Annotated in this window: 20 protein-coding genes and 1 pseudogene; 7 read left to right on the top strand and 14 right to left on the bottom strand. The window is 65.5% G+C overall.

Annotation, left to right across the window (positions count from 1 at the left end; genetic code table 11):
* Positions 1-82: 82 nt before the first annotated feature.
* Positions 83-1,258, bottom strand: coding sequence for a VWA domain-containing protein (locus QX041_RS30030; RefSeq protein ID WP_315827124.1), 1,176 nt, complete (start codon positions 1,256-1,258; stop codon positions 83-85).
* Positions 1,259-1,373: 115 nt separating this feature from the next.
* On the opposite strand from QX041_RS30030, the gene QX041_RS30025 reads away from it, so the two are divergent.
* Together QX041_RS30025 and QX041_RS30020 are read left to right on the top strand one after the other, a co-directional pair.
* Positions 1,374-1,619: a GlsB/YeaQ/YmgE family stress response membrane protein gene (locus tag QX041_RS30025; protein WP_315717851.1), complete on the top strand. Its 246-nt coding sequence runs from the start codon at positions 1,374-1,376 to the stop codon at positions 1,617-1,619.
* A gap of 97 nt (positions 1,620-1,716) precedes the next feature.
* A complete protein-coding gene (locus tag QX041_RS30020; protein ID WP_315717852.1) occupies positions 1,717-2,559 on the top strand; it encodes a MoxR family ATPase in 843 nt (280 codons plus the stop codon).
* Between the two features lie 27 nt (positions 2,560-2,586).
* On the opposite strand, the gene QX041_RS30015 is transcribed toward QX041_RS30020, so the two are convergent.
* Both QX041_RS30015 and QX041_RS30010 read right to left on the bottom strand, forming a co-directional pair.
* A complete protein-coding gene (locus QX041_RS30015) occupies positions 2,587-2,970 on the bottom strand; it encodes a response regulator (RefSeq protein ID WP_316167567.1) in 384 nt (127 codons plus the stop codon).
* Positions 2,963-6,655: a PAS domain-containing protein gene (locus tag QX041_RS30010; RefSeq protein ID WP_316167565.1), complete on the bottom strand. Its 3,693-nt coding sequence runs from the start codon at positions 6,653-6,655 to the stop codon at positions 2,963-2,965. The genes QX041_RS30015 and QX041_RS30010 overlap by 8 nt, the downstream gene beginning before the upstream one ends.
* Positions 6,656-6,888: 233 nt before the next feature.
* Between QX041_RS30010 and QX041_RS30005 the strand changes: the two genes are divergently transcribed.
* Positions 6,889-8,403 carry an ATP-binding protein gene (locus tag QX041_RS30005; protein WP_315750236.1) on the top strand — a complete coding sequence of 505 codons (1,515 nt, stop codon included), beginning with the start codon at positions 6,889-6,891 and terminating at the stop codon, positions 8,401-8,403.
* A 45-nt stretch (positions 8,404-8,448) separates the two neighbouring features.
* Here the strand turns inward: QX041_RS30005 and QX041_RS30000 are convergent, their stop codons facing one another.
* Complete coding sequence (locus tag QX041_RS30000; RefSeq protein ID WP_316167563.1) at positions 8,449-10,578, bottom strand: phosphocholine-specific phospholipase C; 2,130 nt, start codon at positions 10,576-10,578, stop codon at positions 8,449-8,451.
* 272 nt (positions 10,579-10,850) lie between these two features.
* Here QX041_RS30000 and QX041_RS29995 point away from each other — a divergent pair, with 272 nt between their 5' ends.
* Positions 10,851-12,443 carry an ATP-binding protein gene (locus tag QX041_RS29995; RefSeq protein ID WP_316167561.1) on the top strand — a complete coding sequence of 531 codons (1,593 nt, stop codon included), beginning with the start codon at positions 10,851-10,853 and terminating at the stop codon, positions 12,441-12,443.
* An 809-nt stretch (positions 12,444-13,252) separates the two neighbouring features.
* Here QX041_RS29995 and QX041_RS29990 read toward each other — a convergent pair.
* Positions 13,253-14,368: a PAS domain S-box protein gene (locus QX041_RS29990; protein WP_316167560.1), complete on the bottom strand. Its 1,116-nt coding sequence runs from the start codon at positions 14,366-14,368 to the stop codon at positions 13,253-13,255.
* A gap of 325 nt (positions 14,369-14,693) precedes the next feature.
* On the opposite strand from QX041_RS29990, the gene QX041_RS29985 reads away from it, so the two are divergent.
* Positions 14,694-16,373 carry a PAS domain-containing methyl-accepting chemotaxis protein gene (locus QX041_RS29985; RefSeq protein ID WP_315750233.1) on the top strand — a complete coding sequence of 560 codons (1,680 nt, stop codon included), beginning with the start codon at positions 14,694-14,696 and terminating at the stop codon, positions 16,371-16,373.
* 45 nt (positions 16,374-16,418) lie between these two features.
* Here QX041_RS29985 and QX041_RS29980 read toward each other — a convergent pair whose 3' ends face one another.
* Together QX041_RS29980 and QX041_RS29975 are read right to left on the bottom strand one after the other, a co-directional pair.
* Positions 16,419-17,597 carry a cytochrome P450 gene (locus QX041_RS29980; protein ID WP_316167558.1) on the bottom strand — a complete coding sequence of 393 codons (1,179 nt, stop codon included), beginning with the start codon at positions 17,595-17,597 and terminating at the stop codon, positions 16,419-16,421.
* Positions 17,598-17,686: 89 nt separating this feature from the next.
* A complete protein-coding gene (locus QX041_RS29975; protein WP_316167556.1) occupies positions 17,687-18,478 on the bottom strand; it encodes a helix-turn-helix transcriptional regulator in 792 nt (263 codons plus the stop codon).
* A gap of 177 nt (positions 18,479-18,655) precedes the next feature.
* Between QX041_RS29975 and QX041_RS29970 the strand changes: the two genes are divergently transcribed.
* Entirely contained in the window at positions 18,656-19,801 is a 1,146-nt protein-coding gene (locus QX041_RS29970) for an ABC transporter substrate-binding protein (protein WP_316167555.1), read from the top strand.
* A gap of 126 nt (positions 19,802-19,927) precedes the next feature.
* Here the strand turns inward: QX041_RS29970 and QX041_RS29965 are convergent, their stop codons facing one another.
* The 5 genes from QX041_RS29965 to QX041_RS29945 all read right to left on the bottom strand — a co-directional run bounded on the left by QX041_RS29965 (position 19,928) and on the right by QX041_RS29945 (position 24,726).
* On the bottom strand, positions 19,928-21,562 hold the full coding sequence (locus tag QX041_RS29965; protein WP_316167553.1) for a GMC family oxidoreductase: 1,635 nt from the start codon (positions 21,560-21,562) through the stop codon (positions 19,928-19,930).
* A gap of 63 nt (positions 21,563-21,625) precedes the next feature.
* Positions 21,626-22,219, bottom strand: a complete 594-nt coding sequence (locus tag QX041_RS29960; protein WP_315750228.1) for a GNAT family protein — start codon at positions 22,217-22,219, stop codon at positions 21,626-21,628.
* Between the two features lie 112 nt (positions 22,220-22,331).
* Complete coding sequence (locus QX041_RS29955) at positions 22,332-23,258, bottom strand: SMP-30/gluconolactonase/LRE family protein (protein WP_316167551.1); 927 nt, start codon at positions 23,256-23,258, stop codon at positions 22,332-22,334.
* Between the two features lie 172 nt (positions 23,259-23,430).
* Positions 23,431-24,270 carry an AraC family transcriptional regulator gene (locus QX041_RS29950; RefSeq protein WP_316167549.1) on the bottom strand — a complete coding sequence of 280 codons (840 nt, stop codon included), beginning with the start codon at positions 24,268-24,270 and terminating at the stop codon, positions 23,431-23,433.
* A 78-nt stretch (positions 24,271-24,348) separates the two neighbouring features.
* Positions 24,349-24,726 carry a hypothetical protein gene (locus tag QX041_RS29945; protein WP_316167548.1) on the bottom strand — a complete coding sequence of 126 codons (378 nt, stop codon included), beginning with the start codon at positions 24,724-24,726 and terminating at the stop codon, positions 24,349-24,351.
* Positions 24,727-24,860: 134 nt separating this feature from the next.
* Here QX041_RS29945 and QX041_RS29940 point away from each other — a divergent pair, with 134 nt between their 5' ends.
* Complete coding sequence (locus tag QX041_RS29940; RefSeq protein WP_315718054.1) at positions 24,861-25,133, top strand: hypothetical protein; 273 nt, start codon at positions 24,861-24,863, stop codon at positions 25,131-25,133.
* 23 nt (positions 25,134-25,156) lie between these two features.
* On the opposite strand, the gene QX041_RS29935 is transcribed toward QX041_RS29940, so the two are convergent.
* Both QX041_RS29935 and QX041_RS29930 read right to left on the bottom strand, forming a co-directional pair.
* The gene (locus QX041_RS29935) at positions 25,157-25,633 is read right to left on the bottom strand and encodes an HXXEE domain-containing protein (RefSeq protein ID WP_316167546.1); all 477 of its coding nucleotides are present in this window, start codon (positions 25,631-25,633) and stop codon (positions 25,157-25,159) included.
* A 308-nt stretch (positions 25,634-25,941) separates the two neighbouring features.
* Positions 25,942-26,380 (bottom strand): annotated as a pseudogene (locus QX041_RS29930) (cupin domain-containing protein).
* Positions 26,381-26,411 lie beyond the last annotated feature (31 nt).

Genomic DNA, 26,411 nt, shown 5'->3' with positions numbered 1-26,411 from the left:
AGGCATCGAACCCGGAATCTCGAAGTGGCAGGGCAATGTCGGGATTCCGGGTTCGCCCTTCGGGCGCCCCGGAATGACAGCATCACCGGACCAGCTCCTTCATCGCCGCTTCCAATCCCTCAATCGTGATTGGATACATGCGCTCGGAGAAGATCCGGCGAATGATGGTGGTGGACTCCGAATAGTCCCAATGCTTCTGCGCCACCGGATTGAGCCATACCGCGTGTGGATAGGTGCGGATGACGCGGTCGAGCCACACCGAGCCCGGCTCCTCGTTGACGTGCTCGACCGAACCGCCGGGCACCATGATCTCATAAGGCGACATCGAGGCGTCGCCGACGAACACGACCTTGTAGTCGTGCGGGTACTTGTGCAGCACGTCCCAGGTCGGCGTGCGGTCGGTGAAACGCCGCTTGTTCTGCTTCCACACGCCCTCGTAGAGGCAGTTGTGGAAGTAGAAATATTCCATGTGCTTGAATTCGCTCTTGGCGGCCGAGAACAGCTCCTCGACCTGCGCGACGTGCGAATCCATCGAGCCGCCGATGTCGAAGAACACCAGCACCTTCACCGCATTGCGCCGCTCGGGACGCATGTGCACGTCGAGATAGCCGTGGTTGGCGGTTTCGCGGATCGTGGTGTCCAGATCGAGCTCGTCGGGCGCACCGGTGCGGGCGAACTTGCGCAGCCGGCGCAGCGCCACCTTGATGTTGCGGATGCCGAGTTCGACATTGCCGTCGAGATCCTTGAACTCGCGCCGGTCCCACACCTTCACGGCGCGGTTGTTGCGGTTCTTCTCCTGGCCGATGCGGACGCCCTCGGGGTTGTAGCCATAGGCGCCGAACGGCGAGGTGCCGGCGGTGCCGATCCACTTGTTGCCGCCCTGATGACGGCCCTTCTGCTCCTCCAGGCGCTTCTTCAAGGTCTCCATGAGCTTGTCCCAGCCCATGGCCTCGATCTCTTTCTTCTCCTCCTCGGTGAGGTATTTCTCGGCCAGCTTCCTCAGCCATTCCTCGGGAATCTCGGCCTTCTCCATCGCGTCGAGCAGGTTCTCCAGCCCCTTGAACACGGTGCCGAATACGCGATCGAACTTGTCGAGATTGCGCTCGTCCTTCACCAGCGCGGTGCGCGAGAGATAGTAGAAGTTCTCGACCGAATGCTCGGCGAGGTCGGCGTCGACGGCCTCCATCAGCGTGAGATATTCACGCAAGGAGACCGGGACCTGCGCATCGCGCAGCGCTGTGAAGAATTGCAGGAACATGCCCATTAGATCGCGCGGCTGGGAGGGCGCGTCAAGGGCCGCTCCACGCCCCACGCTGGACCCGCCGGCATTTTGCTCTACAATCCCTGGAACAACAGGTGGAATGGGGGCTTTGATGGGTATTATTGCAGCACTGATCATCGGCGCCGTCGCGGGCTGGCTGGCGGGGCTGATCGTGCGCGGCGCAGGTTTCGGCCTGATCGGCAACATGGTCATCGGCATCATCGGCGCGCTGGTCGCAAGCTACGTGCTGCCGGCCCTGCACATTGCGCTCGCCAGCGGCACGCTGGGGGCGATCCTGGACGCCACGATCGGCGCCGTCATCGTGCTCGTGATCCTCTCATTGATCAGGCGCGCTTGATTATTTCTGCTTCCGATGGCAGCCATCATCTTAAGGCCGCAGCGGCGTTGCCGCTGTGTAGCCACTCAACACAAGTTCGAACGATGAGCGAGACGCAATGAAATTTACCGGCACCCAGGACTACGTCGCCACCGACGACCTCAAAGTGGCCGTCAATGCGGCGATCGTGCTCGAGCGCCCGCTGCTGGTGAAGGGCGAGCCGGGGACGGGCAAGACCGTGCTGGCCGAGGAAGTCGCCAAGGCCGTCAACGCGCCGCTGCTCACCTGGCACATCAAGTCGACCACCAAGGCGCAGCAGGGCCTTTACGAATACGACGCCGTCTCGCGGCTACGCGACAGCCAGCTCGGCGACTCCAGGGTGTCCGACATCAAGAACTACATCAAGCGCGGCAAGCTGTGGGAGGCCTTCACGGCCGAGCAGCGACCGGTGCTCTTGATCGACGAGATCGACAAGGCCGACATCGAGTTTCCGAACGACCTGCTGCTCGAGCTCGACCGGATGGAATTCCACGTCTACGAGACCAACGAGACCATCAAGGCGAAGCTACGCCCGATCGTCATCATCACGTCCAACAACGAGAAGGAGCTGCCGGATGCGTTCCTGCGCCGCTGCTTCTTCCACTACATCAAGTTCCCCGATCCGGATACGATGGGCCGCATCGTCGACGTGCACTTCCCGAACATCAAGAAGCGACTGGTCGAGGAGGCCCTGCGCATCTTCTTCGAGGTCCGCGACGTGCCCGGCCTGAAGAAGAAGCCATCGACCTCCGAGCTGCTCGACTGGCTCAAGCTGCTGCTCAACGAGGACATCGGTCCTGAGCAGCTGCGCGAGCGCGACCCGCGCAAGCTGATTCCGCCGCTGCACGGTGCGCTGCTCAAGAACGAGCAGGACGTCCACCTGTTCGAGCGGCTCGCCTTCCTCAGCCGGCGCGAGGTGTGAGGCGCCCAGCTCCATCCGACCGGCGCGTCATTGCGGCGCCGTCCTCTCGATCAGGCGTCCGAGCGCGCGCATGATCCCATCGACGGCAATCGGCTTCTCGCAGCGGAGGATCTTCGAGAAGCGGTCCGGGATGACCGATTCGTCGTAGCCGGTGGTGAAGACGAAGGGCACGCCGCGTTCGACCAGCAGATCGGCAACCGGAAACGCCATGTCGCCGCGCAGGTTCACGTCGAGAACGGCGCCTTCGATCCGCCCCTCGCGTTTGATCAAGGCGAGCGCGTCGGGAACGGTTCCGACCGGGCCCAGGATCGTGCCGCCGGCGTCGCCGAAGGCGCAGCGCAGCTCGTCGGCAAGCATGTACTCGTCCTCGACGATGAGGATATGACGGTCGCGAAGCGAGCGTTCAGGCATGATCCTCGAGCTCCAGTGTGGTGAGCGAAACGGGAATCGATATCGTGCAACGGACACCGTCGGATTCGAAGGCGTACGAGGTCCTCGCGCTGAGCTGATAGGGCAAGGCCTGTTCGATCAGCTCGCGCCCTTGCCCCGTGCCGCTGGGCATCGTGGCTGGCGGCGGCATGTCGACCCCGCTTTCGCGCCACTCGATATGCAGCCAGGGCTGTCCCTCCGCGCCTTCGCGCTCGAGCGACCAGACCACGCAGAGCCGGCCCGACGGCTGCGCCAGCGCGCCATACTTGACCGCGTTGGTGGCGAGCTCGTGCAGCGCCATGGCAAGGGTCTGAACGGTCGACGACCGCAGCCTTACACCGGACGGCCCCGACAGCCCGATGCGCTCCGGACCGCCGGCGACAGCCGACAGCTCGCTACGGATCAGATCGTCGAAGGTGACGCGATCATGCTCCTTGAGGCGGGACAGCAGGCCCTGGGCGCGTGACAGCGTATCCAGCCGATCACGGAAGCGGGCTCGAAAATCGCCGAGATCGGTGCTGGCGCGCGCCGTCTTGTCGGCCATCGAGCGGACCACGCCCAGCAGGTTGCGGGTGCGATGCTGCAGTTCGGCCACCAGCACCTTCTGCCGCTCCTCCCATTCACGCCGCTCGGTCACGTCGACCATGGCGCCGGTCATGCGGATCGGTCGTCCCGCGTCGTCATAGAAGAAGCGCCCACGGCCGTAGAGGTAGCGAATTGCGCCGCCCGGATGCACCACGCGAAACTCGCTGACATACTCTTGGTGCGCCTCCATCGCGCGGTGAAGCGCGGCTTCGGCTGCGGGACGGTCGTCGGGATGGATGCGCGCCGCCCAGGCCTCGTAGCTCGGAGTCAGTTCGCCAACGCCATAGCCTTCCATGCGGAAGTGCTCGTCCGACCAGTAGACCTCGCCGGTCGCGACGTTCCAGTCCCACAGGCCGAGCCGACCGACCTCGACCGCGCTGCGCAGGCGCTCCTCGCTCTTGCGCAACTCCCGTTCGGCCTTGTTCTGCTCGGAGATGTCGCGCGCCGTCCCGAACCACTCGATGATCTCGCCGTCACGCCCGAGAATGGGGATGGCGCGCGAATGGATCCAACCGAGGCTGCCATCGATCCGGATGACACGGTGCTCCAGCTCGAACATGCTTTTCGTCGCGACCGCCCTGCTGATCGCCGCAGTCACCTGCGCCTGATCGTCCGGATGAATGTATTTCGCGAGCCAGCCTTGGCTCGGGTTCATTGTATCGGCGATGAAGTCCTTGCCCTGCAACTGGCGCATCTCCCGCCAGTCGGGGCTCATGCGATAGATGACGTCGGAACTCGCGGTTACGAAAGCGCGATAGCGCTCCTCGCTGGCGCGCAGCCGCTCCGTCGCTTCGGCACGCAGACGGGCCATCTTGAGATGCGCCTCGACGCGCGCCAACAGTTCACGCGCACTGAACGGCTTGATGAGATAGTCATCCGCACCGGCCTCCATGCCTTCGACGCGGCTCTCTTCTCCGGCCCGGGCCGACACCAGGATCACCGGGATAGTGCCGACCCGTTCATCGGCGCGCAGCCGCGCAAGCAACTGCATGCCGTCGATGCGCGGCATCATCACATCAGACAGAACGAGGTCGGGCTTGTCGCGGGCGATGGCCGCGAGCGCGGCTTCGCCATCGGCGACGGTCTCGACATCGTAGCGCGAGGCGAGCAGGCGGCGGACATAGTCGCGCATATCGGCATTGTCGTCGGCCAGCAGGATACGGGGGCGCGGCCCGGCCCTGCCGGCTGAGGGGGTGGTGATGTCGATGTCCGGAACGGCATGCGCGTCGAGCGGCGGCGGATCCGGCAGCCAGCGCAACGCCTCCTCGATGAAGGGCCGCGCACCGCGAAGGATCGGTTCCTGCGCTGGCGCCGCGTCGACCTGGTCGAACGGCAGATGACTTCGTCCCCTGGGAATCCTGACCGCGAACGTGCTGCCCTGCCCGGCTTCGCTGGTCGCTGCGACGGATCCGCCGTGCAGCTTGGCGAGCTCATGCACCAGCGCGAGCCCGATGCCCGAGCCTTCATGGGTGCGGCCGTACGCGCCGGCGACGCGATGGAAACGCTCGAACAGCCGCGGCAGCTCGTGCTGCGGGATGCCGGTCCCGGTGTCCTTCACGCTCAGTTCGAAATGACGATCGCAGGTGACGACCCGGACCTCGATGTCGCCCGCAAAGGTGAATTTGAACGCGTTGGACAGCAGGTTGAGGACGATCTTCTCCCACATTTCGGGATCGACATAGGCCGGCTCCGGCAGCGGCGGGCAATCCACCATCAGCCTGAGACCGGCGGCCTCGATCGCCGAGCGGAAGGTGCTGGCGATCTCCGCGGTCAGGCTCGCGAGATCGACCGGCGCGTAGACCGCCTGCATCCTGCCGGCCTCGATCCGCGAGAAATCCAGCAGCGTGTTGACCAGCTTGAGCAGCCGCAAGACATTGCGCTCGGCGATCTCCAGCCGGTCGCGATCCGCAGGCGGCAAGGCCTGCGACCGCAGCAGGACATCTTCGAGCGGACCGAGCATCAGCGTCAGCGGCGTACGGAATTCGTGGCTGACATTGGTGAAGAACGCGGTCTTGGCCCGATCGATCTCGGCGAGCGCCTCTGCGCGGCGCCGCTCCTGTTCATAGGCCAGCGTCTCCGCAAAGGAGCTGCCGAGCTGAGCGGCCATCAGATCGAAGAAGCCCTGGTGCTCGGCATCGAGGGCGCGGCGCGGATTGACGCCACAGATCAGGATCGCCGTCGCCTGCTCCCGGCCCGTCGCAACCGGCAGCACCAGCGCCAGCTGTGGCGGCTCGGGCCATGCGCCGGTCGGCACGCCGGCAAATTTCGCACGATCCAGCACGACGCGAATCGGCGCCACCGCGCGCGCCGCCGCTCGGATCGGCCACAGCCCGTCACTGTCGAGGGCAATCTGCGCCGGCGCGATGGCGCTGTCCGGGTGCCCCCCCGCGGCGCTCAACAACCGTGCCGATCGCTGATCCTCGCTGAGTTGGTAGATCAGCGCAAACGGGACATCATGCGGATTCTCGGCGAGGACGTCGGTGGCTTCGCGACAAGCATGCGCCAGACTGTCGGCACGGCCGCGCGCGGCGAGATCGCGCAAGGTCCGCATACGGCGCTCGCCCACGACCCGGGCCGTCGTCTCGATGACGGGGGTGAAGACGCCGCCGACGCCGCCGGTCTCATCGCGAATCGGCGAATAGGAGAACGAAAAATAGGTCTCCTCCAAGTAGCCGTGGCGGTCGATGAACAGCCGCATGTCGCGTGAGCGGGTCGCTTCGCCAAGCCTAACGACGTGCCGCAGCATCGGGCCGATGACCTCCCAGATCTCGGACCATACCGCGCGCCCTGGCGCCCCCAGCGCCGCGGGATGCTTCTGCGAGCCGAGGATCAGGCGATACTCGTCATTGTAGAGCATGACGAGCTCCGGGCCCCACCAGATCAGGATCGGGAACGCGCAGTCCAGGCAGGTGCTGATCGAAGTGCGCAAGGACTGAGGCCAGCTCTCGGGCGGCCCCAACGGCGTCCGCGACCAATCATGGATGCGCATGAGCGCCCCCATCTCCCCGCCACCCTGCAGGAAGTCGGCTCCGCGCGCGAACGCCTTGAACGTCGCGTGACCGGCATCCGAATGCTCGTTCACTCCTGGCCCCTTTTTCGCCGCACAGTACCGTCAAATGCGCGCGGGCGCCAAGCACCGGCCCTCACGGCAAGAGGCGCGTCGACAGGGAACTGGGCAGCCCGCGATCGGGTTCCATCTGCGAACCATCCACAGCCAATCCCGCAATCTGGGACAGTCCATTGCAAACGCTCGACGTGCGCGCCTGCGCTTGTTAAGCGCCAGCCTCTGCGTGAAGCGGGCTTGAGTCGGGGCACATGACGGTTGCAATCGAGATGGGGCAGACGGCGGCGGGATCGCCTGCCGCCCTGGACCTCGAGGAACTGCTGGCGACCCGGCTCCTGGTGCAGGGCAATTCCGGCTCCGGCAAGTCGCATCTCCTGCGCCGCCTGCTGGAGCAGAGCGCGCCCTGGGTGCAGCAGACGATCATCGACCCGGAGGGCGACTTCGTCACGCTGGCCGAGCGATTCGGCCATCTCGTGATCGCGGCCGAGGACCACACCGAGCGCGCGCTGCAGGTCGCCGGCGAACGGGCACGGATGCATCGCGTGTCGACGGTGCTCAACCTCGAAGGCCTCGACGCCGAGAATCAGATGCGGCGCGCGGCCGCCTTTCTCAACGGCCTGTTCGAGATCTCCCGCGACCACTGGTACCCGATGCTGGTCGTGGTCGACGAGGCCCAGCTGTTCGCACCGGCCGTCGCGGGCGAAGTCTCCGACGAGGCCCGCAAGGCCTCGCTCGGCGCGATGACCAACCTGATGTGCCGCGGCCGCAAGCGCGGGCTGGCGGGCGTGATCGCGACGCAACGACTGGCGAAGCTCGCCAAGAATGTCGCGGCCGAGGCCTCGAACTTCCTGATGGGCCGCACCTTCCTCGACATCGACATGGCCCGCGCCGCCGACCTGCTCGGCATGGAGCGGCGCCAGGCCGAGGCGTTCCGCGACCTCGAGCGCGGCCAGTTCATGGCCTTGGGGCCCGCGCTGTCGCGCCGTCCACTCGGCCTGCGCATCGGCCCGACCGATACCAAGCCGCGCAATGCAACGCCGCGGCTGATGCCGCTGCCGGAGGCTTCGCTCGAGGACGCCCGCGCGGTGATTCTCGCCGCACCGCCGCCCGAGACCAACGCGCGGCCGCAGCGCAAGCCGCAACCGGAGTTGCTCGACCAGCTCATGGCGGCGAAGTCCGCCGCGCTCGAGCTGCGCCCCGAACCGCCAGCACCCGCCGTCAGCGAGGAGGAGCTAGCCGAACGCAAAGCCCGCGTCGAGCGCGTGCTGCGCGCGGTCTTGGCCGAGCCCGACGCCGGCTTCCGCGCCGTCGGCGTGCTCTACCAGGAATTCGTCGTCCGCTGCCGCATCGAGGGGCTGGGCACGGCCGTGCCCGACCTCAACGAGTTCCGCCGCATGCTGACCCGCGCCCGCGCGGGGCTCGGCGGCGACGAGACGGCCGACGATGCCGGCTGGCAGGACGTCACGCTGCGCGCCTCGCTGCTGCCTGAGGACATGCAGGGCGTGTTCATGATGATCGCCCGCGCCGCCAAGGACGGCCGCCCCTGCCCGAGCGATGCGGCGATCGCCCGCGCCTATGGCTCGCATTCGCTGCGCCGGGCGCAGCGCCTGCTGACCTATATCGAGGACCAGGGGCTCATCGTGTGCCAGCTCGACGGCGCCGGCCGCCGCATCGTCACCCTGGTCGAACTTGCCTGGGCGACGGCGCCCGGCGATCCCAATGCCGACGACGCAGCACCCGAAGGTCTCGTCACCTCGTCATCTTGAGGATGCGCCCGAATCGCTCCGGGCGCATCCCGATATCGTTCGCGATCAGGTCGCGGCGATCCTGCCCATCGCCGGGTCGCTGATGCTGGGCCGGCCGTTCTCGACGTGACCCGCGAGCTGCCAGTTGAAGTTGGCATCGCTGTCCGTCGTGACCGTCAGGTCGTACCAGCCATGGGTCTGCTGCAGGCGAACCCGCGTCTCCAGCCGCTGGCCACGCTGCAGGCGGTGCCGCTCGCTGCGTCCCGTATAGTTGTCGGCCAGTGTCACGACACAGTTCGCTCCCTTGTTGGTGAGCGCGATCGCAAGGCTGCGCGAATCGTCACCATCGTCCCAATCACAGAGATGGACCGTATCGACGTCGACCAGCGCGGCGGTGGTGGCGACGCCGCCCTTGAAGTGGCGGAAGAAGCCGTTCGGGCCGTACACCGACAGATCGTACTGGCCGGCGCTGGCCGCGAGGTCCCACACGCCGTGCAGCGATTTCCCGGCTTCGACGGTGTAGCTCCACGGACCGGTCGCGGTGTTGCCGGAGCGGACGTGGAAGCAGGCGCCCGCCTGCCCCGGATTGGCGAAGCGGATCGCGAACGTCTTGTGCGCAGCATCGGCGTCGCCATCGACCCTGAGATCGTAGGGCAGCGGGCGCGCCGGGCGAATGCCCGGCTCCTGCTGCGGCAACGCCTGCTTGGCCGGCGGCACCGGATGATAGTCGTCGAAGCGGGCACCGGAGGTGATGTCGGCGGCCGGCGGCTTGTAGCCGGCCGTGCTCGGCAGCGGCGCCATGCCTTCGTTGGGCGAAGTGAAGTTGAACGCCGAGGTGAGATCGCCGCACACCGCGCGCCGCCACGCCGGGATGTTGCTCTCGAACAGATCGGGCGCCTTGTGATGGAAGCGGCGCTCGATGAAGCGGATCACAGACGTGTGGTCGAACACCTCCGAGCACACGAAGCCGCCGCGCGACCACGGCGACACCACCAGCATCGGCACGCGGACGCCTAGTCCGTAGGGGCCGGCAACGTGGCTTCCGTCGCCAGCGAAGAGGTCCGTGCTCACATCGACGGTCGACTGGCCCCAGGCCTGCGACATCGCCGGATACGGGCCGACGACATGGTCGAAGAATCCGCCGCCCTCGTCGTAGTTGATGAGCAGCGCGGTCTTGCTCCACAGCTCGGGGTTCGACGTCAGGATGTCGAGCACCTTGGAGATGTACCAGGCGCCCGGCCCGGGCAGCCAGTTCGGATGCTCGCTGAACGCCTCCGGAGCTGCGATCCACGACACCTGCGGCAGGGTGCCGTTGCGGACGTCGTTGCGCAGCCCGTCGAACAGATTCTCGAACGTGCCGCCATTGGCGATGTTGCTGCCGCGCAGCGCCTTCTCGTACAGCGGGCTGCCTGCTTGCGAATTCTGATACTGGTGGAAATACAGCAGCGAGTTGTCGCCGTAATTGCCGATCCACGGATTCTGGGTCCAGCCCCAGGAGCCTTCCGCCGTCAGGCCGAGACCGATGTCCTGGTAGACCTTCCAGGAGATGCCGGCCTTCTCCAGCCGCTCCGGAAACGTGGTCCAGTCGTAGCCGGCTTCCGCATTGGTGATGACCGGGCCGCCGCCCTTGCCGTCGTTGCCGTCCCAACCGGTCCACAAGTAGTAGCGATTCGGATCGGTCGGGCCCATCACCGAGCAGAAATAGGAATCGCACACCGTGAAGGCGTCGGCCAGCGCATAGTGCCAGGGCAGATCCTGCCGGTTCAAGCAGGTCATGGTCGTGGTGCCCTTGTTGGCGATCCACTTGTCGTAGTTGCCGTTGTTCCAGGCCTTCTGGCCGTCGTTCCAGCCATGGGCGACGTCCTCGACATAGACCTGGCCGGCATTGTCGACGCGGAACGGCATCACTGCCCCCGCGCCGTTCGGCTGCTGCCACACCGGATTGCCATTCGGCAGCTTCACGGCGCGCGGATCGTTGAAGCCGCGGACGCCGCGCATCGCGCCGAAATAATGATCGAAGGCGCGGTTCTCCTGCATCAGCACCACGATGTGCTTGACGTCCTCGATGCTGCCGTGGCGGTTGAATGCCGGAATGGCATGCGCGCGCTCGATGCTCTGGCCGAGGGCGGCGGTCGCAGCCGACGCTCCGAGCAGCCGCAGGAACTCGCGCCGGTTGTGCGCGATCGTGTTCGACATCTCGTTCATTCCCCATGGTGATGACGGTGTCGAGCGGCTTAGGTCGGCGCGTTAACAACCGCGTGACCGGGCGGTAAAGGATGTGTGGCAGGCTTTTGACGCCGCGCGGCGGAGCGGCATTCGCGGCGAGAGCGCCCTGCCGCGATGCGCGTCGAAGCCGCCATTGCCCTTGCGCCGGAGACGAAAAGCTGAATGATCCGTTCGGGTTGCGACGACGACCGGCCGGGCCGCCCCCGGATTTGGCGCGCTGCGTTGTTGAGGATGATTTGCATATGCCGACGTTGACGGTGCAAGCGGCGGGTCTGCATGGAGCGCCGGTATGGGCATGGCTGCAGGTCGTATCCAACGGACTGATCGCCAGCGCCTTCTTCACCATCGCCTTCGTCGTCGGCACGTTCCTGCGGCGGCGCTGGCGCGACGTCATGTTCCGCGGCATCGTCGGGGCGCTTGCGACCTTCGTGGCCGTCGTCGGGGTCACCCGCCTGCTCGCGATCGTCGATCTCTGGGTACCGACCTCGACCATCACGGACGTCATCAACGTCTTTCTCGGCGTCACCTCGATCGGAATCATCGTCATCATGATCAAGATGCTGCCGCAGCTTCTGGTCCTGCCGACGCGCATCACCTTGCAGAAGGCCTATGCGCAGCTCGAGGAGGAGATCCGGCAGCGCCGCGCCGCGGAAGCGATGGTGCGGCGATTCCAGGAAATCGAGGCCAACGAGGCCCAGGTCCGTCAGGCGCAGAAGATGGAGGCGATCGGCCAGCTCACCGGCGGCGTCGCGCACGACTTCAACAACATCCTGACCGTCATCACCGGGACGATCGAGATCCTTGCCGATGCGGTCAAGGACAAGCCCCAGCTCGCAGGCATCGCCGGCATGATCAGCGCCGCCGCCGAGCGCGGCGCCGATCTGACCCGGCACCTGCTCGCCTTCTCGCGCCGCCAGCCGCTGCAGCCGCGCGCCACCGACATCAATGCGCTCATCGTCGAGGCCGGCCGTCTGCTGCGGCCGACGCTCGGCGAGCAGATCGAGATCGAATCGATGCTGGCCCATGACAGCGCGCCGGCGCTGATCGATCCGAGCCAATTGTCGACCGCGATCCTCAACCTCGCGCTCAATGCGCGCGACGCGATGCCGGACGGCGGCAAGCTGACCCTGGAGACCAAGAACGTCACGCTCGACGAGCACTACGCGCAACTGAACCGCGACGCCAAGCCCGGAAGCTACGTCATGATCGCGGTCAGCGACACCGGCCAGGGCATTCCGGCTCCACTGCTCGACAAGGTGTTCGAGCCGTTCTTCACCACCAAGGACGTCGGCAAGGGATCGGGCCTCGGGCTGAGCATGGTCTACGGCTTCGTCAAACAATCGAACGGCCACGTCAAGATCTACAGCGAGGAAGGCCACGGCACGACGGTCAAGCTCTATCTGCCGCGCGCCGCCGGACTGCCGGAGACGCCGGCCGCAGAGCCCGGCCGGCCGGCGGTCGCGCGCGGCGACGAGACCATCCTGATCGTCGAGGACGATGCGCTGGTGCGCGACTACGTCGTGGCTCAGGTGCGCCGTCTCGGCTATCGCACCCTGTCGGCCAGCAATGCCGCCGATGGGCTGACAATCATCGACAGCCAGGAACGCATCGACCTGCTGTTCACCGACGTCATCATTCCCGGCGGCATGAACGGCCGGCAGCTCGCCATCGAGGCCGAGAAGCGCCGCCCCGGGCTGAAGGTGCTCTACACATCTGGCTACACCGAGAACGCGATCGTGCATCATGGCCGGCTCGATGCCGACGTGCTGCTGCTGGCGAAGCCGTATGTCAGCGCCGACCTCGCGCGCATGATCAGGACGGCGCTGGAAGCGTAAGGCGAACCGCGATGGTGGCGCCGGTCGATGTCTCGTTTGCCAGAACTCGCGCGTCACGACCGGTGTCGTCCCGGCCTTGCGCCGGGACCCATGGCCACCGGCCATGGTGGCGCAGCGAAATCGATCCACCAGCGTGCCTCACACATCTTCCTGGGGTTATGGGTCCCGGCGCAAGGCCGGGACGACGGCTGAGGTTGCGGTTGGCGCCTTCCATCACACTGTGCCTCCCATAAGACACGACACCGCCTTCCCGCCGCCCATGAGGCGCAGGTGATGCGGCAATCATGCCCCTCCTGAAAATCGAGAGGGCGCGAGGAAGGCCGGACCTCGGCTGAGGCCCGTGGCCCGCCTGCTCAAAAGAATGCAGGCGGCAGGTACCACAGGTACAGCCGGACAGACCCGGCCTTCCCCGCGCGACGGTGTTAACGGTGTCCTTCGTGCTCTCCCTGGGGATCGGCTCTCTTGCCCCCATCGCCCGCGCGTGCCGTCAAGCAACGCTCGCGAGCTTGACCTCAGCGTCGAGAGGTCAGGACCACACGACTTCGCCGTCCGCGCCGACTACGCTCGTCCAGCGCAGCCGTCACGTCCATCGCAGCCCGCCTCCACGTTCGTGACGACGCGTACGCCCCTCTGCTCGAGGCGGGATGGGCAAGACCATCGGTCTGATTTGCCCGACGACGCAAGCCGGCGCGGCTGCGGCAAACTAACTCGACGGGCATTTCGCGCATACGAAGCATGCGGAGATTGCTCGTCGGGCACATCTGGCCGGTGCTCCATCCAGACGTGATGCCGTGAAGGTCGGCTGACGATCAGCGGACGGACGGAGCAGCGGCGGCTTCACCCCGCGCCGCCAGCGGCAATGACGCCTGCCTCAGACTTTCCGACGGCGTCTCACCATAGATCTTTCGATACTCCCTGGCGAAATGCCCCGGATTGCTGAAGCCACATCGCAGGGCGATCGACGTCACCGTGTCACCCGCTTTCGCATCATACAGCATGCGGTGCGCATGTTGGATTCGCGTCAGCTTGATCTTCTCGGCCAAGGACACGCCACTCTTCGCGAAGTACTGATAGACCGTGCGGGGGCTGACGCCGTAGCGAACCGCGAGTTGCTGGATCGATATCTTCTGATCCCAGTTCGTCTCAATGTGTTCCAGGATCCTGCGAATGGGCTCCGGCACCTGGCGATCGCGATCGAGATGATCCGCGGTGACGTCGATCGTCGCGCCGACGAGATGGGTTCGTCCGTCGGACGGGCTGTAGACGGAGGTCGCCATGCCACGGACCCAGCGCACCGCACCGGCTTTGCCAAGCACCCGGTAGTCGCGCGTGTAGCCGGTTCGCTTCATGATCGCACGACGGATGACCTGCGCGAGCCCGTTCCGATCCTCGGGATGCACGTGGCACAACATGTCGCGCAGCGACGATGGCGACGCCGGCGGAAAATCTCCCTTGGAATCGTCTGCATCGACGATCAGGTTGAACGTCGACAGCCCAGCGAGCTTCTCCGCGGCCGCAAGCTGTTCTTCCAGGATCCTGGTTGTCGTGATGTCCTCGACCACGGCGCAGAACCACTTCAGGCGGCCCCTGGCGTCCCTGACGGGATTGACGGTCACGCGTCCCCACACGACGCTTCCGTCCGGCCGAAGATAGCGCTTGTCGAGCTGATAGGTCGCGATCTCGCCTGCAAGCAGCTTGTCGTGCTGCAGCCGATTGCGCTCCCGGTCCTCTGGATGCGTCAGATCGACAAAGGTCAGCCCACCGGTCTTGAGCTGCTCCAGCGTGTATCCGACGATCCGGCAGCATTCGGCGTTCGCAAACCGGATATGTCCCGTTGCACTGTCGATGATCGAGATGCCGATGCCGAGGCTGTCGAGAAACACCCTCGGCACCGCGATGACCTCGGCAATGTCCTTCTCTGGCATGTCGAAGCCGATACCATCCAATCCGAATGGAGCCTAGCGCCGAGGATCATGTCGATCTTGATCTAAGGCAATCCCGGCCCTGCGACACCTGAACACGCCCCGCAGATTCACGGCCATTCCTGCACAATCAGAACATCTCTGCAGATTGCTGCCTAACCGAATCTTACTGACGAGCTGTTAGATTGAATAAAGCCCCCCGGGAATTTACGGGGATCATCGAGTTCAGGAATGATCGCAGTCAGCGCCGTCTCCGGATCACAGCAACTACCGCGTGATCACGAGGATGTGCACATCGCTGGCGTGATCGTTTGCACAGGAGACCATCATGTTTGGCCGCAAGAACAACGCCGCATCCCTGGCCGCCCTGGCCGCAAACGCGATCACCGCGAAGGTGATGGTCGCTGACGACAAGCTCAACATCGTCTACATGAACGAGGCGGTACGGGCGCTGATGCGTGAGGCGGAGGCCGATCTCAAGACGCAGTTGCCGAACTTCCGCGTCGACGGCCTCATCGGCACCAACATCGACGTCTTCCACAAGGACCCGACCCACCAGCGCCGCATGCTGCAGGCCCTCGCCTCCGAGCACCGGGCCACCATCAAGATCGGCAAGTGGACGTTCGATCTGATCGCGCAGCCCTTGAAGCACCCGGACGGAAGCCGCGCCGGAACGGTCGTCGAGTGGTCCGACGCCAGCGTGCGGCTGCAGAACCTCGACTACAGCGCTCAGGTCGCGGCCATCGGCCGATCACAGGCCGTGATCGAATTCAACCTGGACGGCACCATCGTCACCGCCAACGACAATTTTCTGAATGCGCTGGGCTACAGCCTTCCGGAGATCCAGGGCAAACATCACAGCATGTTCGTTTCGCCGGAGGAGCGCAACAGTGCCGCCTATCGCGAGTTCTGGGCCGCCCTGAACCGCGGCGAATATCAGGCCGCGGAATACAAGCGGATCGGAAAGGGCGGCAAGGAGGTATGGATTCAGGCGTCCTATAATCCGGTGTTCGATCAGAACGGAAAGCCCTTCAAGGTCGTCAAGTTCGCCACCGACGTGACCGCCCAGAAGCTTCGGAATGCCGATCTCGCCGGACAGATCGCCGCCATCAGCAAATCGCAGGCCGTGATCGAGTTCGAACTGGACGGCACGATCATCAACGCCAACGACAATTTCCTGCAGGCGCTCGGCTATACGCTGTCCGAGATCAAGGGCCGCCATCATTCGATGTTCGTCGATCCGTCAGAGCGCGACGGTGCGGCCTACCGCAACTTCTGGGCCGCCCTGAACCGCGGCGAATATCAGGCCGCGGAATACAAGCGGATCGGAAAGGGCGGTCGCGAGGTCTGGATTCAGGCCTCCTACAATCCAATCCTCGACCTCAACGGCAAGCCCTTCAAGGTCGTGAAATACGCGACCGACGTCACCAAGCAGGTGCTGGTGCGGATGGGCAACGAGCGCGTCCGCGGCATGATGGAGTCCGTCGCCGCGGGTGCCGAGGAATTGAACGCCTCGGTGCGCGAGATTTCCGAGGCCATGACGAAGTCCCGCGAGACCGCGATGGGGGCGGCTGACCGGGTCGCCTCCGCCGATTCGCAGGCCAAGCGCCTGAGCGAGGCGACGCAGGCGATGAGCGGCATCGTCGAGCTGATCGGCAACATCACCGGGCAGATCAACCTGCTGGCACTCAATGCCACGATCGAATCGGCGCGCGCCGGCGATGCCGGCCGCGGCTTTGCCGTGGTCGCGTCGGAGGTCAAGAATCTCGCCACGCAGGCCAAGGCCGCCACCGACAAGATCGGCGCGGAGATCGCCGGACTGAACGGGATCTCCAGCGAGGTCGTCAATGCGCTGAACGCGATCAAGGTCGAGATCCAGAACGTCAGCGAATACGTCACCTCGACCGCCGCCGCCGTCGAGGAGCAGAGCACGGTGACCGGCGAGATGTCGTCCAGCATGCAGCGCGCAGCCGCAGAGGCGCAGGCGATCGCAGCAGGCAGGGCGTAGAGGCCGCCTGAGTACGGCGCTCCCCCGCAAGGGCCGCGGCGAGGATCAATCCTGCGTCGCGTCCCAGGTCACCGGCAGATTGAGCAGGCCGCGAAAGGCCCAGCCGCCGATGCGCACCGGCTCGGTGTCACGCAGGCGCAGGTTCTTGAGCCGCGCGAACAGCGTCGGGAGCGCGACGTCGGCGATCATCGCGCGCGAGGCCCAGGCGCCCGCACAGAAATGCGGGCCAGCACCAAAGGCGATGCTCTTGGAGACGTCGCGGCGGATGTCGAAGCGATCGGGTTCGGTGAAATGCGCCTCGTCGCGATTGGCCGAGCCGAACATCAGGAACACGCGCTCCTCCGGTTCGAAGGCGACGTCGCGAATCGTCCAGGGCTTGGCGATGCGCCGGGGCGACATGCCGATCGGCGAGATCCAGCGGGCGTATTCCTCGAACACCTGGAGCCAGCGCACCTCGCCATGGATGGCCAGCGCGAGCTGCTCGGGATGCGTCAGCAGCGCCCACACCGTGCCGGCGATCGCATCGCGCGGTTCGTTCTGGCCGCCCGAGATGGCGAGCTTGATGTTGGCGCGGATGCTCTCCATCGGCATTTGCGTGGCGAGCATCACGCCAAGCAGGCTCTGGTTCGGGGTCTTCTCCAGCACCGGCAGCATGTCGTCGATGGCAGCGTCGATGCCTGATGTCGCGGCGTTGCAACGCGCCTCGACCGCGGGATCCCCGGTGTAGTTGGCGATGCCGTCGATCATGGCCTGCGACCACGCATTCATGTCCTGGAAGCGCATGTTGGTGAGGCCGGTGATCAGCTTCAGGCACTCGGCCGAGAACGGCAGCGCGAAATCGCGAACGAGATCCACGTCCGTCGCAGGATCGAGCGCGTCGATCAGCCGGTCGGCGTGGGCCTGGAACTGCGCCAGCCAGTGCACCCGCACCGCGCGCGGCGACACCGCCGGCGCGATCGCCTGGCGCTCGGCCATATGCGCCGCGCCGTCCTTGCGCATCATGTTGTGGCCCATCAGCCGGTTCATCAGGCCCTGCGGCTGATGTGAGCTGAAGACGTCGATCTGCTTCTCGGAGACAAAGATGTCGTCGCGACGGCACAACAGCGTGCTGCCGAGCTGCGGCACGAAGGCGATCGGCGTCTCCTGGCGCATGCGAGCCAGCGCCGGATAGGGATCGGCCCAGAACGCGGCGGTATCGATGTCGAAATGCGGTGCTGTGCTCACTCTCGGTCTCCGGTTCTGACGGCGCAGGCTAGCCGCACGCTCCGGCAACGTCTGTCCCGGCGATGGGTGACAGCAGGCGAGCCCCTCGCTCAGTTCAGCGGCCGCGGTGTCGTCATCAGGCGGAGGGCGATCGCGAACAGCTCGTTCTGCGAGGCGATGCCGAGCTTCTCATAGGCGCGCTTGCGATAGGTGAAGACGGAGTTGAGGGCGATGCCGAGAGCCCCAGCGATCGCCTCGGAGGTGAAGCCTTCGAGGATGCGACGGCAGACGTCCTTCTCCCGCGCGGTCAGGACCGACAGCGGTCCGCCGGCGGCGAACAACGAAGCAAATCTGTCGGCCGGATCCATCGCGGCAGCGCGATCCTGGCAATGACGCGCGACGATGGCCCCCACGATCGGGGCGACCGCGGCGATGCGCTGGCGCTCGTGGGGCGCAAAACCGCCTTGGGCAGCAGTGCGATAGAAGTTCACGTAGGTGCAGTGCTCGCCGACCCAGATCGCGGTTGCGGCCTTGTCGACGATCTCGGAGTCCTCGAAGAACAGCTTGCGGTAGCCCTTCGGGTACATGCGGCGCGCGAAGTTCGGCAGCAGGATGTGGCGCGCTTCCGCGCGTTCGCGAAAGATCGTATCCCGGTTCGGATCGGCGGTGTGGAAGTGCTCCGAATAGGCCGCGCCGAGGTCGGGCCCGATCGCGATGTTCCCCGTACTGAGCAGGCAGCGCGCCGAGCGCTGGTCCTCGAAGGCGAACACCATGCAGTGGCCGACATCGGCAAGGATGCGCAACGTCTCGATCAGGACTTGCGGAAATTCGGGCTGTCCGATCGCGAGCACCATCGCGCCGACGGCACCGGCCGCCTCGATGCCAGGCTCCTGAGCCTCCATGCGTTCCTCCCGGATCTCTTTGTTCGCCGAAACCTAGCAGCAACCCGCCCTGGCTGGAAGCGCCGCCCCGCGTCACCAACCACGGGGACAGACACGAGGCCGCCGGTCCGGCTACGCTCATCGGCCAAAGTCTCGGCCAGTCAACGCGCCGAGCACGCTCAACGGGGAGGATATGCGATGAGGGCCGCGCTCACGGCGATCGGAATTGCTGCAACGATGGCTTTCGGCTCGCCCGCGCGCGCCGACATCAAGGTCGGTATCGTGGTGTCCGCAACCGGGCCCGGCTCGGCGCTCGGGCAGCCGCAGATCAAGGCAGTGGCCGCGCTGCCGAAGGAGATCGACGGCGAGAAGATCGTCTACATCGCGCTCGACGACGAATCCGACAGCGTGAAGGGACTGCAGAACGCGCGCCGCCTGGTGATCCAGGACGGTGTCGACGTCATCATCGGCTCCTCGCTGACGCCGGTCACCATGCCGATGCTCGACGTCGCGCTCGAAAGCAGGACGCCGCTGCTGTCGCTGGCGGCCTCGACCGCGATCGTGCAGCCGATGGACGACAAGCGCAAATGGGCATTCAAGGTCGTGCCCAATGACGACATCATGGCCGCGGCGATGCTGAAATACATCGCCAAGACCGGGGTGAAGACGCTCGGCTTCATCGGCGTGTCCGACGGCTATGGCGAGGGCTATTATCAGGAGGTGACGAAGCTGGCGCCGAAGCTCGGGCTCACGGTGACGACGCACGAGGTCTATGCGCGCGGCGACACCGGCGTCACCGGCCAGGCGCTCAAGGTGATCGCCACCAATCCGGATGCGGTGTTCATCGCCTCCGCCGGCACGCCGGCGGTGCTGCCCCAACAGGCGCTGCGCGAGCGCGGCTATGCGGGGAGGATCTTCCAGACCCATGGCGTCGCGACACAGGAGTTCATCAAGCTCGGCAGGGAGAATGTCGAGGGCGCGGCGTTCGCCGGCGAAGCGTTCTCGATCGCCGACGACCTCCCCGCGGAGGATCCGTTCCGCCGCGCCAATGACGAATTCGTTTCAGCCTATCGGGCCGCCAATGGTGACAAGCCGAACATCTTCGCCGCACATCTGTGGGACACCGCCACGCTGCTCAAGCGGGCCATCCCGGGCGCATTGAAGGCGGCCAAGCCGGGCACCGCAGAGTTTCGCGCCGCACTGCGCGACGAACTGGAGCGCGGCAAGGACGTCTATCTCAACAACGGCCTCTCCAACATGAGCCCGACCGACCACAACGGCTACGACGAGCGCTCGGCGTTCCTGATCAAGGTCGAGGGCGGGAGATTCAGGCTGGTGAAGTAGTCAAGCTCGTGATCGGAAGCATAGTCTGCCGCGCAGGCGGTGCACTCCCCTCCCCGCAAGGGGGAGGGGGGCGCACTGGTCGTGCGGCACGACACGGGCTCGAACGATAAGCGGCGACGGCCCCAACTACGCCGACAAACTCTCCGCCACCGGCGCCTTGCCCAAAATCAGGTCCGCCGCCTTGTCGCCGATCATCAAGGTCGCGGCGTTGAGGTTGGCGGAGATCATGCGCGGCATGATCGAGGCGTCGGCGACGCGCAGGCCCTCGAGACCATGGACGCGGAGTTGGTCGTCGACCGTTGCCCAGGTCGAGTCCGCTGGGCCCATCCGGCAGGAGCAGCCGGGATGGAAGGTGGTGGTGGCGCGCTGCGTCGCCGCGGCCAGGAACTCATCGTCGCTGTTCACCTTCGGTCCCGGGAAATCCTCATAGGCGTAGTACGGCGCGAGCGGGGCCGAGGCCAGCAGCCGACGCGCCAGCTTCATGCCGGCGACGACGACGCGGCGGTCGAGCTCGGCGGTGAGATAGTTGGTCTGGATCAGCGGCGGCGCGAACGGGTCGGCGGAGCGGATGCGGACGTAGCCGCGGCTCTCCGGGCGCTGCTGCCAGGAAGCGACCGTCATGCCGGGCTCGTCCTCGAGCTGGCCCTGCACGCCCTCCTTGTAGCTCGCCGGCGTGAAGGTGAGCTGCAGGTCGGAGCGCTCGGCGGTCTCGCCGGAATGCCAGAAGCAGTAGACCATGGTCGGCGACAGCGACAGGATGCCGCGCCGCGTCACCGCCCATTTCAGCGCCTCGCCCCATAGATTGAGGCCGCGCGCGAGCTCGTTGACGGTCTTGATGTTCTTGACACGCGCCACCGTGCGCGGCGCGTAATGGTCCTGCAGGCCCTCGCCGACGCTGTTGAGCGCATGGCGCACCTCGATGCCATGCTCCTGCAGCAGCGCGGGCGCGCCGATGCCGGAGAGCTGCAAGAGCTGCGGCGAGTTGTAGGCACCACCGGACAGGATCACCTCTTTTCGCGCGCGCACCTCGACCGGCGCCCCGCCGCGCCCGCCGCGGCTGTAACGCACGCCGACCGCGCGTTTGCCTTCCAGCACAACGCCGGTGGCATGGGCGTGGGTGCGAACCTCGACGTTCGGCCGCTTGCTGGCCGGACGCAGGAAAGCGGTCGCCGACGACACGCGGCGGCCGTTCTGGATGGTGCGCTGGACGTATGAGACGCCTTCCTGGATGGCACCGTTGTAGTCCGGGTTGCGCGGGATACCGAGCGAGACAGCGCCATCCATGAAAGCCTCGCACAGCGTGTCCTTCCACTCCATGGTGGTCACGATGAGGTTGCCGTCGCGGCCGCGATACTGGTCCTCGCCGGCGCCGATGCGCTTCTCCATGCGCTTGAAATTCGGCAGCACGTCGGAATAGCTCCAGCCGCGATTGCCCATCTGCGCCCAGGTGTCGAAATCCTGGCGCTGGCCGCGATTGTAGACATGGCCGTTGATCGAGGAGGAGCCGCCGAGCGTCTTGCCGCGCGGCGCGTAGATGCTGCGCCCCGCCGTGTACGGCCCCGGCTCCTGCTGATAGCCCCAGTTGATGCTCTTCATGTAGAAGGTCTTGATGAAGCCGGCGGGCAGATGGATGTAGGGATGCCAGTCGCGCGGCCCCGCCTCCAGCACGCACACCGTGACCTCAGGGTCCTCGCTGAGGCGGCTCGCCAGCACACAGCCGGCGGAGCCGGCGCCCACGATCACATAGTCGAAGGTATCCATCTGGTCGTTCGTCCCGGTCTCGTCATCATCAGCCGCGCGAGGCGGCAAGCGGCCATAGCGCGGTCAGCGCGGCTTGTCATTCAATTGGTAGTCGAGATGCGCCTTCACGGTCGGCCATTCGGCCGCGGTGATGCTGTAGACGACGGTATCCCGCAGCGTACCGTTCGGCGCGATCTGGTGGCTGCGCAAAATGCCGTCCTGCTTGGCGCCGAGCCGCTCGATGGCGCGCCGGCTCTGTTGGTTGAAGAAATGGGTGCGGAACTCGACGGCGATACAGTCCATCGCCTCGAAGGCGTGCGCCAGCAGCAGCCGCTTGCACTGCGTGTTGAGCGCGCTGCGCTGCACCCGCTTCGCATACCAGGTCGAGCCGATCTCGACGCGGCGGTTGGCGGCATCGACGTTCATGTAGGTGGTCATGCCGGCGACACGGCCGTCGGCATCGAGCACCGTGAACGGCAGCATGCTTCCCGTGGCGAACAGGCCGAGCCGCCGCTCGATCTCCTTGGTCATGGTCTCGGGTTTCGGAACTGCGGTGTACCACAGCTTCCACAATTCGCCGTCACTGACGGCCTCGACCAGCGCGTCGTGATGGTCCGCCGACAGCGGCACAAGGCTCGCATGCGGGCCGCGAAGGGTGACTGGTTCAAGAAAGGGCATCAGCAGTGTCCGTCATTGCGAGGAGAGCGAGCGACGAAGCAATCCAGAGTCGCATGTGCCGCTCCGGATGGCTTCGCTGACGCTCGCGATGACGGAACTATCACGTAGAGCGTCACTTGTTCAGAAAATTCAGCGCCAGGCCCGGTCGCGGCCAGTCCATCGCCACCAGCTCACCCCTGCCCGACAGCGTGATGTAGGCCGTCTTCAGCTCGGGACCACCGAAGGCGATGTTCGTCGTGACTCGGTCACCAGTCGGCACCTGCTCGACCAGCGTGCCGTCGGGCGCGATCACGCTGATGCAGCCGGTCACCAGCGTGGCGACGCAGACATTGCCGTTCGCCTCGACCGCGAGCGAATCGAACATCTGGTAGCCTCCGAGCCCCGCGATCGGGCGGCCGCGCTCGCCGCGATAGATCACCTCGCGCGGCTTCACGGTGCCGGGCTCGGCGAGATCGTAGGCCCAGAGACGCGCGGTCGGCGTCTCCGCGATGTAGACCGTCTTCTCGTCCGGCGATAGCCCGATGCCGTTGGCCGGCAGAATGCCGTGGACGGCCTCGACGATCTCGCTCATGCCGGGCTTGAGGTAATAGAACGCGCCGACGTCCATGTCGCGGGCGCGGCGCTTGCCGAGGTCCGAGAACCACAGGCCGCCGTGACGGTCGAACACCAGATCGTTCGGCCCGCGCAGCGCGTGCTCGCCGCAGCGGCTGACCACGGTCTCGATCTTGCCGCTCTGCAGATCGACGCGCTGGATCGAGCCGCCGAGATAGTCCTCGGGTTGTGGGCCCGGCATGATCATCTTGCCGGTCGGAATCCAGGAAAAGCCGCCATTGTTGCAGATGTAGATCTTGCCGTCGGGCCCAAGGGCTGCGCCGTTCGGCCCGCCCGGAATCTGCGCCACGATCTCCTTGCGGCCGTCGGGAAACACCCGCGTCAGGCGCTTGCCGCGGATCTCGACCAGCACCACCGAGCCGTCGGGCATCACCACGGGCCCTTCCGGAAATTCCAGATCGGTGGCGAGCACGCGCATGTCGGACATCGGACGACCTCCCGCTTTCGTCGCCGCGCTGCGGCGCATGGTTGTTAGGCGTAAGGTTATCGCAAAGCCGGCACGGCTTGCCAAGCAAGCGGCTGAGCGCGAGACCGCAGAGCAGCCCTGCTGAGGGAGACGCTTGCAGCGTGTCGACGCAAGTTGGTACCGCGCGCGATGTTTAGCCGATCACCGGCAGCCAGATTTCCAGGCCGCCATTGCCGGTGAGCGGGTCGAAACGCTGATCATAGCGCTCGAAGTTCGGCGCATCGGCGACCTCATAGCCCGACTGCGGCAACCAGCGATTCCAGATCGTGTGTACAGTGCGGCGGATCGACGAGACGTGGCCGGCATGGGTGAACACGGCGAACGTCGCCGCCGGAACCCGCACGCGGCTGAAGGTCCGAGGCAGGTCGGAAAAATCGGCCACCTCGACGCCGGCGATGTAGTCGAAATTGCCGGCATCGTCGCCGTTGCAGCACACGCCATAAGCCACCACGCCGCGGCGCGCCGGAACCTCGTTCACGATCTCGTTGAAGCGGCGCCACAAGGCGGGAATGCCGGCGCCATTGTCGACGCTGACGCGATCGCCGAGGCCGGCGACGAGCAGCGGCTGCGCGGTGACGAAGCGTGGGGCGGCGAGATCATCGAGCGGGGTCTGGTCCATCAGGATCGGCTCCTGCAGTGCGAGGCCATCGAGACGCGCACGGGCGCGCACCGCTTCCGGCGTGACGCCGAACTGGTCGCGGAACGCGCGCGTGAACGCTTCGTGGGAGCCGTAGTCGGCCTCGAGCGCGAGACTGAGAATGTCGGGTGCGCCAGAGGCCAGAGCCCGTGCCGCCTCGCTGAGACGGCGCAGCCTGACATAGCGCATCACCGAGACGCCGGTCGCCGCCGCGAACGCGCGCACGATGTGAAAGCGCGACACGCCGGCGATGGCCGCGACCTCATCCAGCGTCAATGGCGCCGACAGATGGCTCTCGATGAACCAGAGCGCCTTCTGGGCCGGGTTGTTGGACACACCTCTCTCCTATCGAAGCGCCCGATCCTGCGCGCGGAGATCCACATGCGCTTGATCGTTGTTGCGCTGCGGGCCGTGCTATTTGCCGGCCGGCTTCGCCGGCGCCGCGTCCTTGGCGGCCGGCGCATCGGCCTTCTTCCTCAGTTCGTCCGCAAGTTTCGCCTGCGACGCCTTGAGTTCGTCGATCAGGCCCTGCTGCGAGATCAGCGCAGCCTTCAGCGCCTGGATCTGCCGATTCGCCGCATCGAGCTTCTGCTGCTGATCGAGCGATTGCTTGGTCATCGTCTTCTGCAGGAAATCGATATTGCTCTGCAGACATGATGTCCGTCGATCCATCGCCTTTTCTGCAGTGCAGATTTCGATGCCCGGAATATCCTGCGCATGTCCGGCAGAATTCACACATATCGCGAGCGCGCTCGCGGCAAAGATGATTCGCGCGGCAACGAATTTTCGCATCACAATTTTCTCATTGGCTTGCCCAACACATGATTTTGCGTGGAACTGACGGAGTTTCCTGATTGATACCATACTGAGACCTCAATCGCGCATTGAAGTTCCGGCTGGGACCCGTTTTTAGGGAGATGGACAGAATGGCTACGCGCGAAAAACGGCTGGCGCAATTCGACGGCAGCGGTGAGCCGCCGCCCGGACAGACGGTCGAGGTGCTGTGCGAGGATCACAGCGGCACCTATCAACTGCCGTTCCCCTGTTTCTACATTGATGGCAAATGGCACAACAAGGAATCCGGCGGCGCGCTCGAAGCCACCGTCATCGGCTGGCGCTTCCCGCGCGCGCGATTTGACGAGCGCAATGGACGCCGTCCGCAGCCGAGCTTCGTTGCCGATCGCGCTTCGTCTTATTGATCATGCCGGGCCCTGAGTTCTGCTCAGGGCCGGTCTTGCCGAAAATATGGTTTTGAACGCAGATTGAGCATCACGACCGGATAGGCCATCAGCAGCGAGCCGGCGACGATCGCGAGGGCAGCCGTTCCAACGTCGAGCGCACCGTCACCCCACGCTCGCCGCCACATCGCAATTGCAATCGGAAAGAACAGAATCAGCGCCGTCGCCAGCCCCGGCGAGAATCTGCCTCCGCTGCGCAGGAACGGCAGGATGTGGAAGAAGATGGCGTTGATGATCATCAGCGCCGCGTAGGTGAGCGCGGCCGGCGGCCATGTCTCGGCAAGCTCTGCCTGCACCGCGCCGAGCACGACCACCAGCGCGTTCGTCACGTAGAAGTCGCTCCACTCGACCGGCAGCTTCATCACCGCCCGCGCCCAATTGCGCCAATCGAACGTGTATTCCTCGAGAATATGCGCGCCGTAGGCCGCGAGCGCGAGCCAAGCCAATGTGGTCAATGTCATGATCGATGCTCCCCTCGCGGGTGATGGACCGGCGCCAGACCGGTCGCAAGGGGCAATGTAGAGCACCCAGGCGCGAGACAGGCAGCGCGCGTGCCGTGTTTCAAAATGCGACGGCGCTGCCTCGCAGTCTTAATCCTTGGAACGCTGCTGGAACGAATCGCGTCCGAATCGGATGCCGCATCGGGTGCGCGATCTGTTCACGCTAGATGTCGGACACAACGGAGACGACCCACCACATCGTGAGGGGAAGCCTCCCGCCGCTTGCCGCAACCGGATGCCAAAGACTAACGAAGAAGGAGATCGGGCGCTCAGGCCCAGGGCGTGACCGGCGGCACGTTGTCGGTCGCCGGCGGCATCTCGACCGTCTTGAAGTCGGCCGGGCTGACGATCTCCATATATTCCATATCAGGGGAATAATCGTAGAGGTAGTGCACGATGCCGGGACGCTGGTGCACGACGTCGCCGGCCTTCACCAGGGTCGGCTTGTCCTCGTACATGAAGCGGGCCCAGCCCTTCATCATGATGACGATCTGGAAATCGCAATCATGGCGATGCCAACCTGTACCCATCCACCGGCGGACGATCCGGATTGGCCTTGACGAGGTGGCGGATCACCTGGCCGCCGGTGGCGTCGGCGATGCCGAGATCGCGGTACAGGAAGAAGTCGCGCAACCCGCCGCCCTTGTAGTCGGGATCCTCGGGCTTCTGTTCAGCCCGGGGACATAGCTGACGGGTGTTCGGGGAGATGGTTGACACTTCAAAATCGGCTCGATTCGTC

The organism is Bradyrhizobium sp. SZCCHNRI2009 (assembly GCF_032485115.1).
Classification (GTDB): domain Bacteria; phylum Pseudomonadota; class Alphaproteobacteria; order Rhizobiales; family Xanthobacteraceae; genus Bradyrhizobium.
The sequence above is the reverse complement of the archived record's forward strand: the minus strand, read 5'-3'. Positions and strand labels throughout refer to the sequence as shown.

What these genes read in the sequence shown, in the direction of transcription:
- QX041_RS30030 (WP_315827124.1), bottom strand. Translation starts at nt 1,258, where the DNA reads ATGTTCCTGCAATTCTTCACAGCGCTGCGCGATGCGCAGGTCCCGGTC.
- QX041_RS30025 (WP_315717851.1), top strand. Translation starts at nt 1,374, where the DNA reads ATGGGTATTATTGCAGCACTGATCATCGGCGCCGTCGCGGGCTGGCTG.
- QX041_RS30020 (WP_315717852.1), top strand. Translation starts at nt 1,717, where the DNA reads ATGAAATTTACCGGCACCCAGGACTACGTCGCCACCGACGACCTCAAA.
- QX041_RS30015 (WP_316167567.1), bottom strand. Translation starts at nt 2,970, where the DNA reads ATGCCTGAACGCTCGCTTCGCGACCGTCATATCCTCATCGTCGAGGAC.
- QX041_RS30005 (WP_315750236.1), top strand. Translation starts at nt 6,889, where the DNA reads ATGACGGTTGCAATCGAGATGGGGCAGACGGCGGCGGGATCGCCTGCC.
- QX041_RS30000 (WP_316167563.1), bottom strand. Translation starts at nt 10,578, where the DNA reads ATGTCGAACACGATCGCGCACAACCGGCGCGAGTTCCTGCGGCTGCTC.
- QX041_RS29995 (WP_316167561.1), top strand. Translation starts at nt 10,851, where the DNA reads ATGCCGACGTTGACGGTGCAAGCGGCGGGTCTGCATGGAGCGCCGGTA.
- QX041_RS29990 (WP_316167560.1), bottom strand. Translation starts at nt 14,368, where the DNA reads ATGCCAGAGAAGGACATTGCCGAGGTCATCGCGGTGCCGAGGGTGTTT.
- QX041_RS29985 (WP_315750233.1), top strand. Translation starts at nt 14,694, where the DNA reads ATGTTTGGCCGCAAGAACAACGCCGCATCCCTGGCCGCCCTGGCCGCA.
- QX041_RS29975 (WP_316167556.1), bottom strand. Translation starts at nt 18,478, where the DNA reads ATGGAGGCTCAGGAGCCTGGCATCGAGGCGGCCGGTGCCGTCGGCGCG.
- QX041_RS29970 (WP_316167555.1), top strand. Translation starts at nt 18,656, where the DNA reads ATGAGGGCCGCGCTCACGGCGATCGGAATTGCTGCAACGATGGCTTTC.
- QX041_RS29965 (WP_316167553.1), bottom strand. Translation starts at nt 21,562, where the DNA reads ATGGATACCTTCGACTATGTGATCGTGGGCGCCGGCTCCGCCGGCTGT.
- QX041_RS29960 (WP_315750228.1), bottom strand. Translation starts at nt 22,219, where the DNA reads ATGCCCTTTCTTGAACCAGTCACCCTTCGCGGCCCGCATGCGAGCCTT.
- QX041_RS29955 (WP_316167551.1), bottom strand. Translation starts at nt 23,258, where the DNA reads ATGTCCGACATGCGCGTGCTCGCCACCGATCTGGAATTTCCGGAAGGG.
- QX041_RS29945 (WP_316167548.1), bottom strand. Translation starts at nt 24,726, where the DNA reads ATGCGAAAATTCGTTGCCGCGCGAATCATCTTTGCCGCGAGCGCGCTC.
- QX041_RS29940 (WP_315718054.1), top strand. Translation starts at nt 24,861, where the DNA reads ATGGCTACGCGCGAAAAACGGCTGGCGCAATTCGACGGCAGCGGTGAG.
- QX041_RS29935 (WP_316167546.1), bottom strand. Translation starts at nt 25,633, where the DNA reads ATGACATTGACCACATTGGCTTGGCTCGCGCTCGCGGCCTACGGCGCG.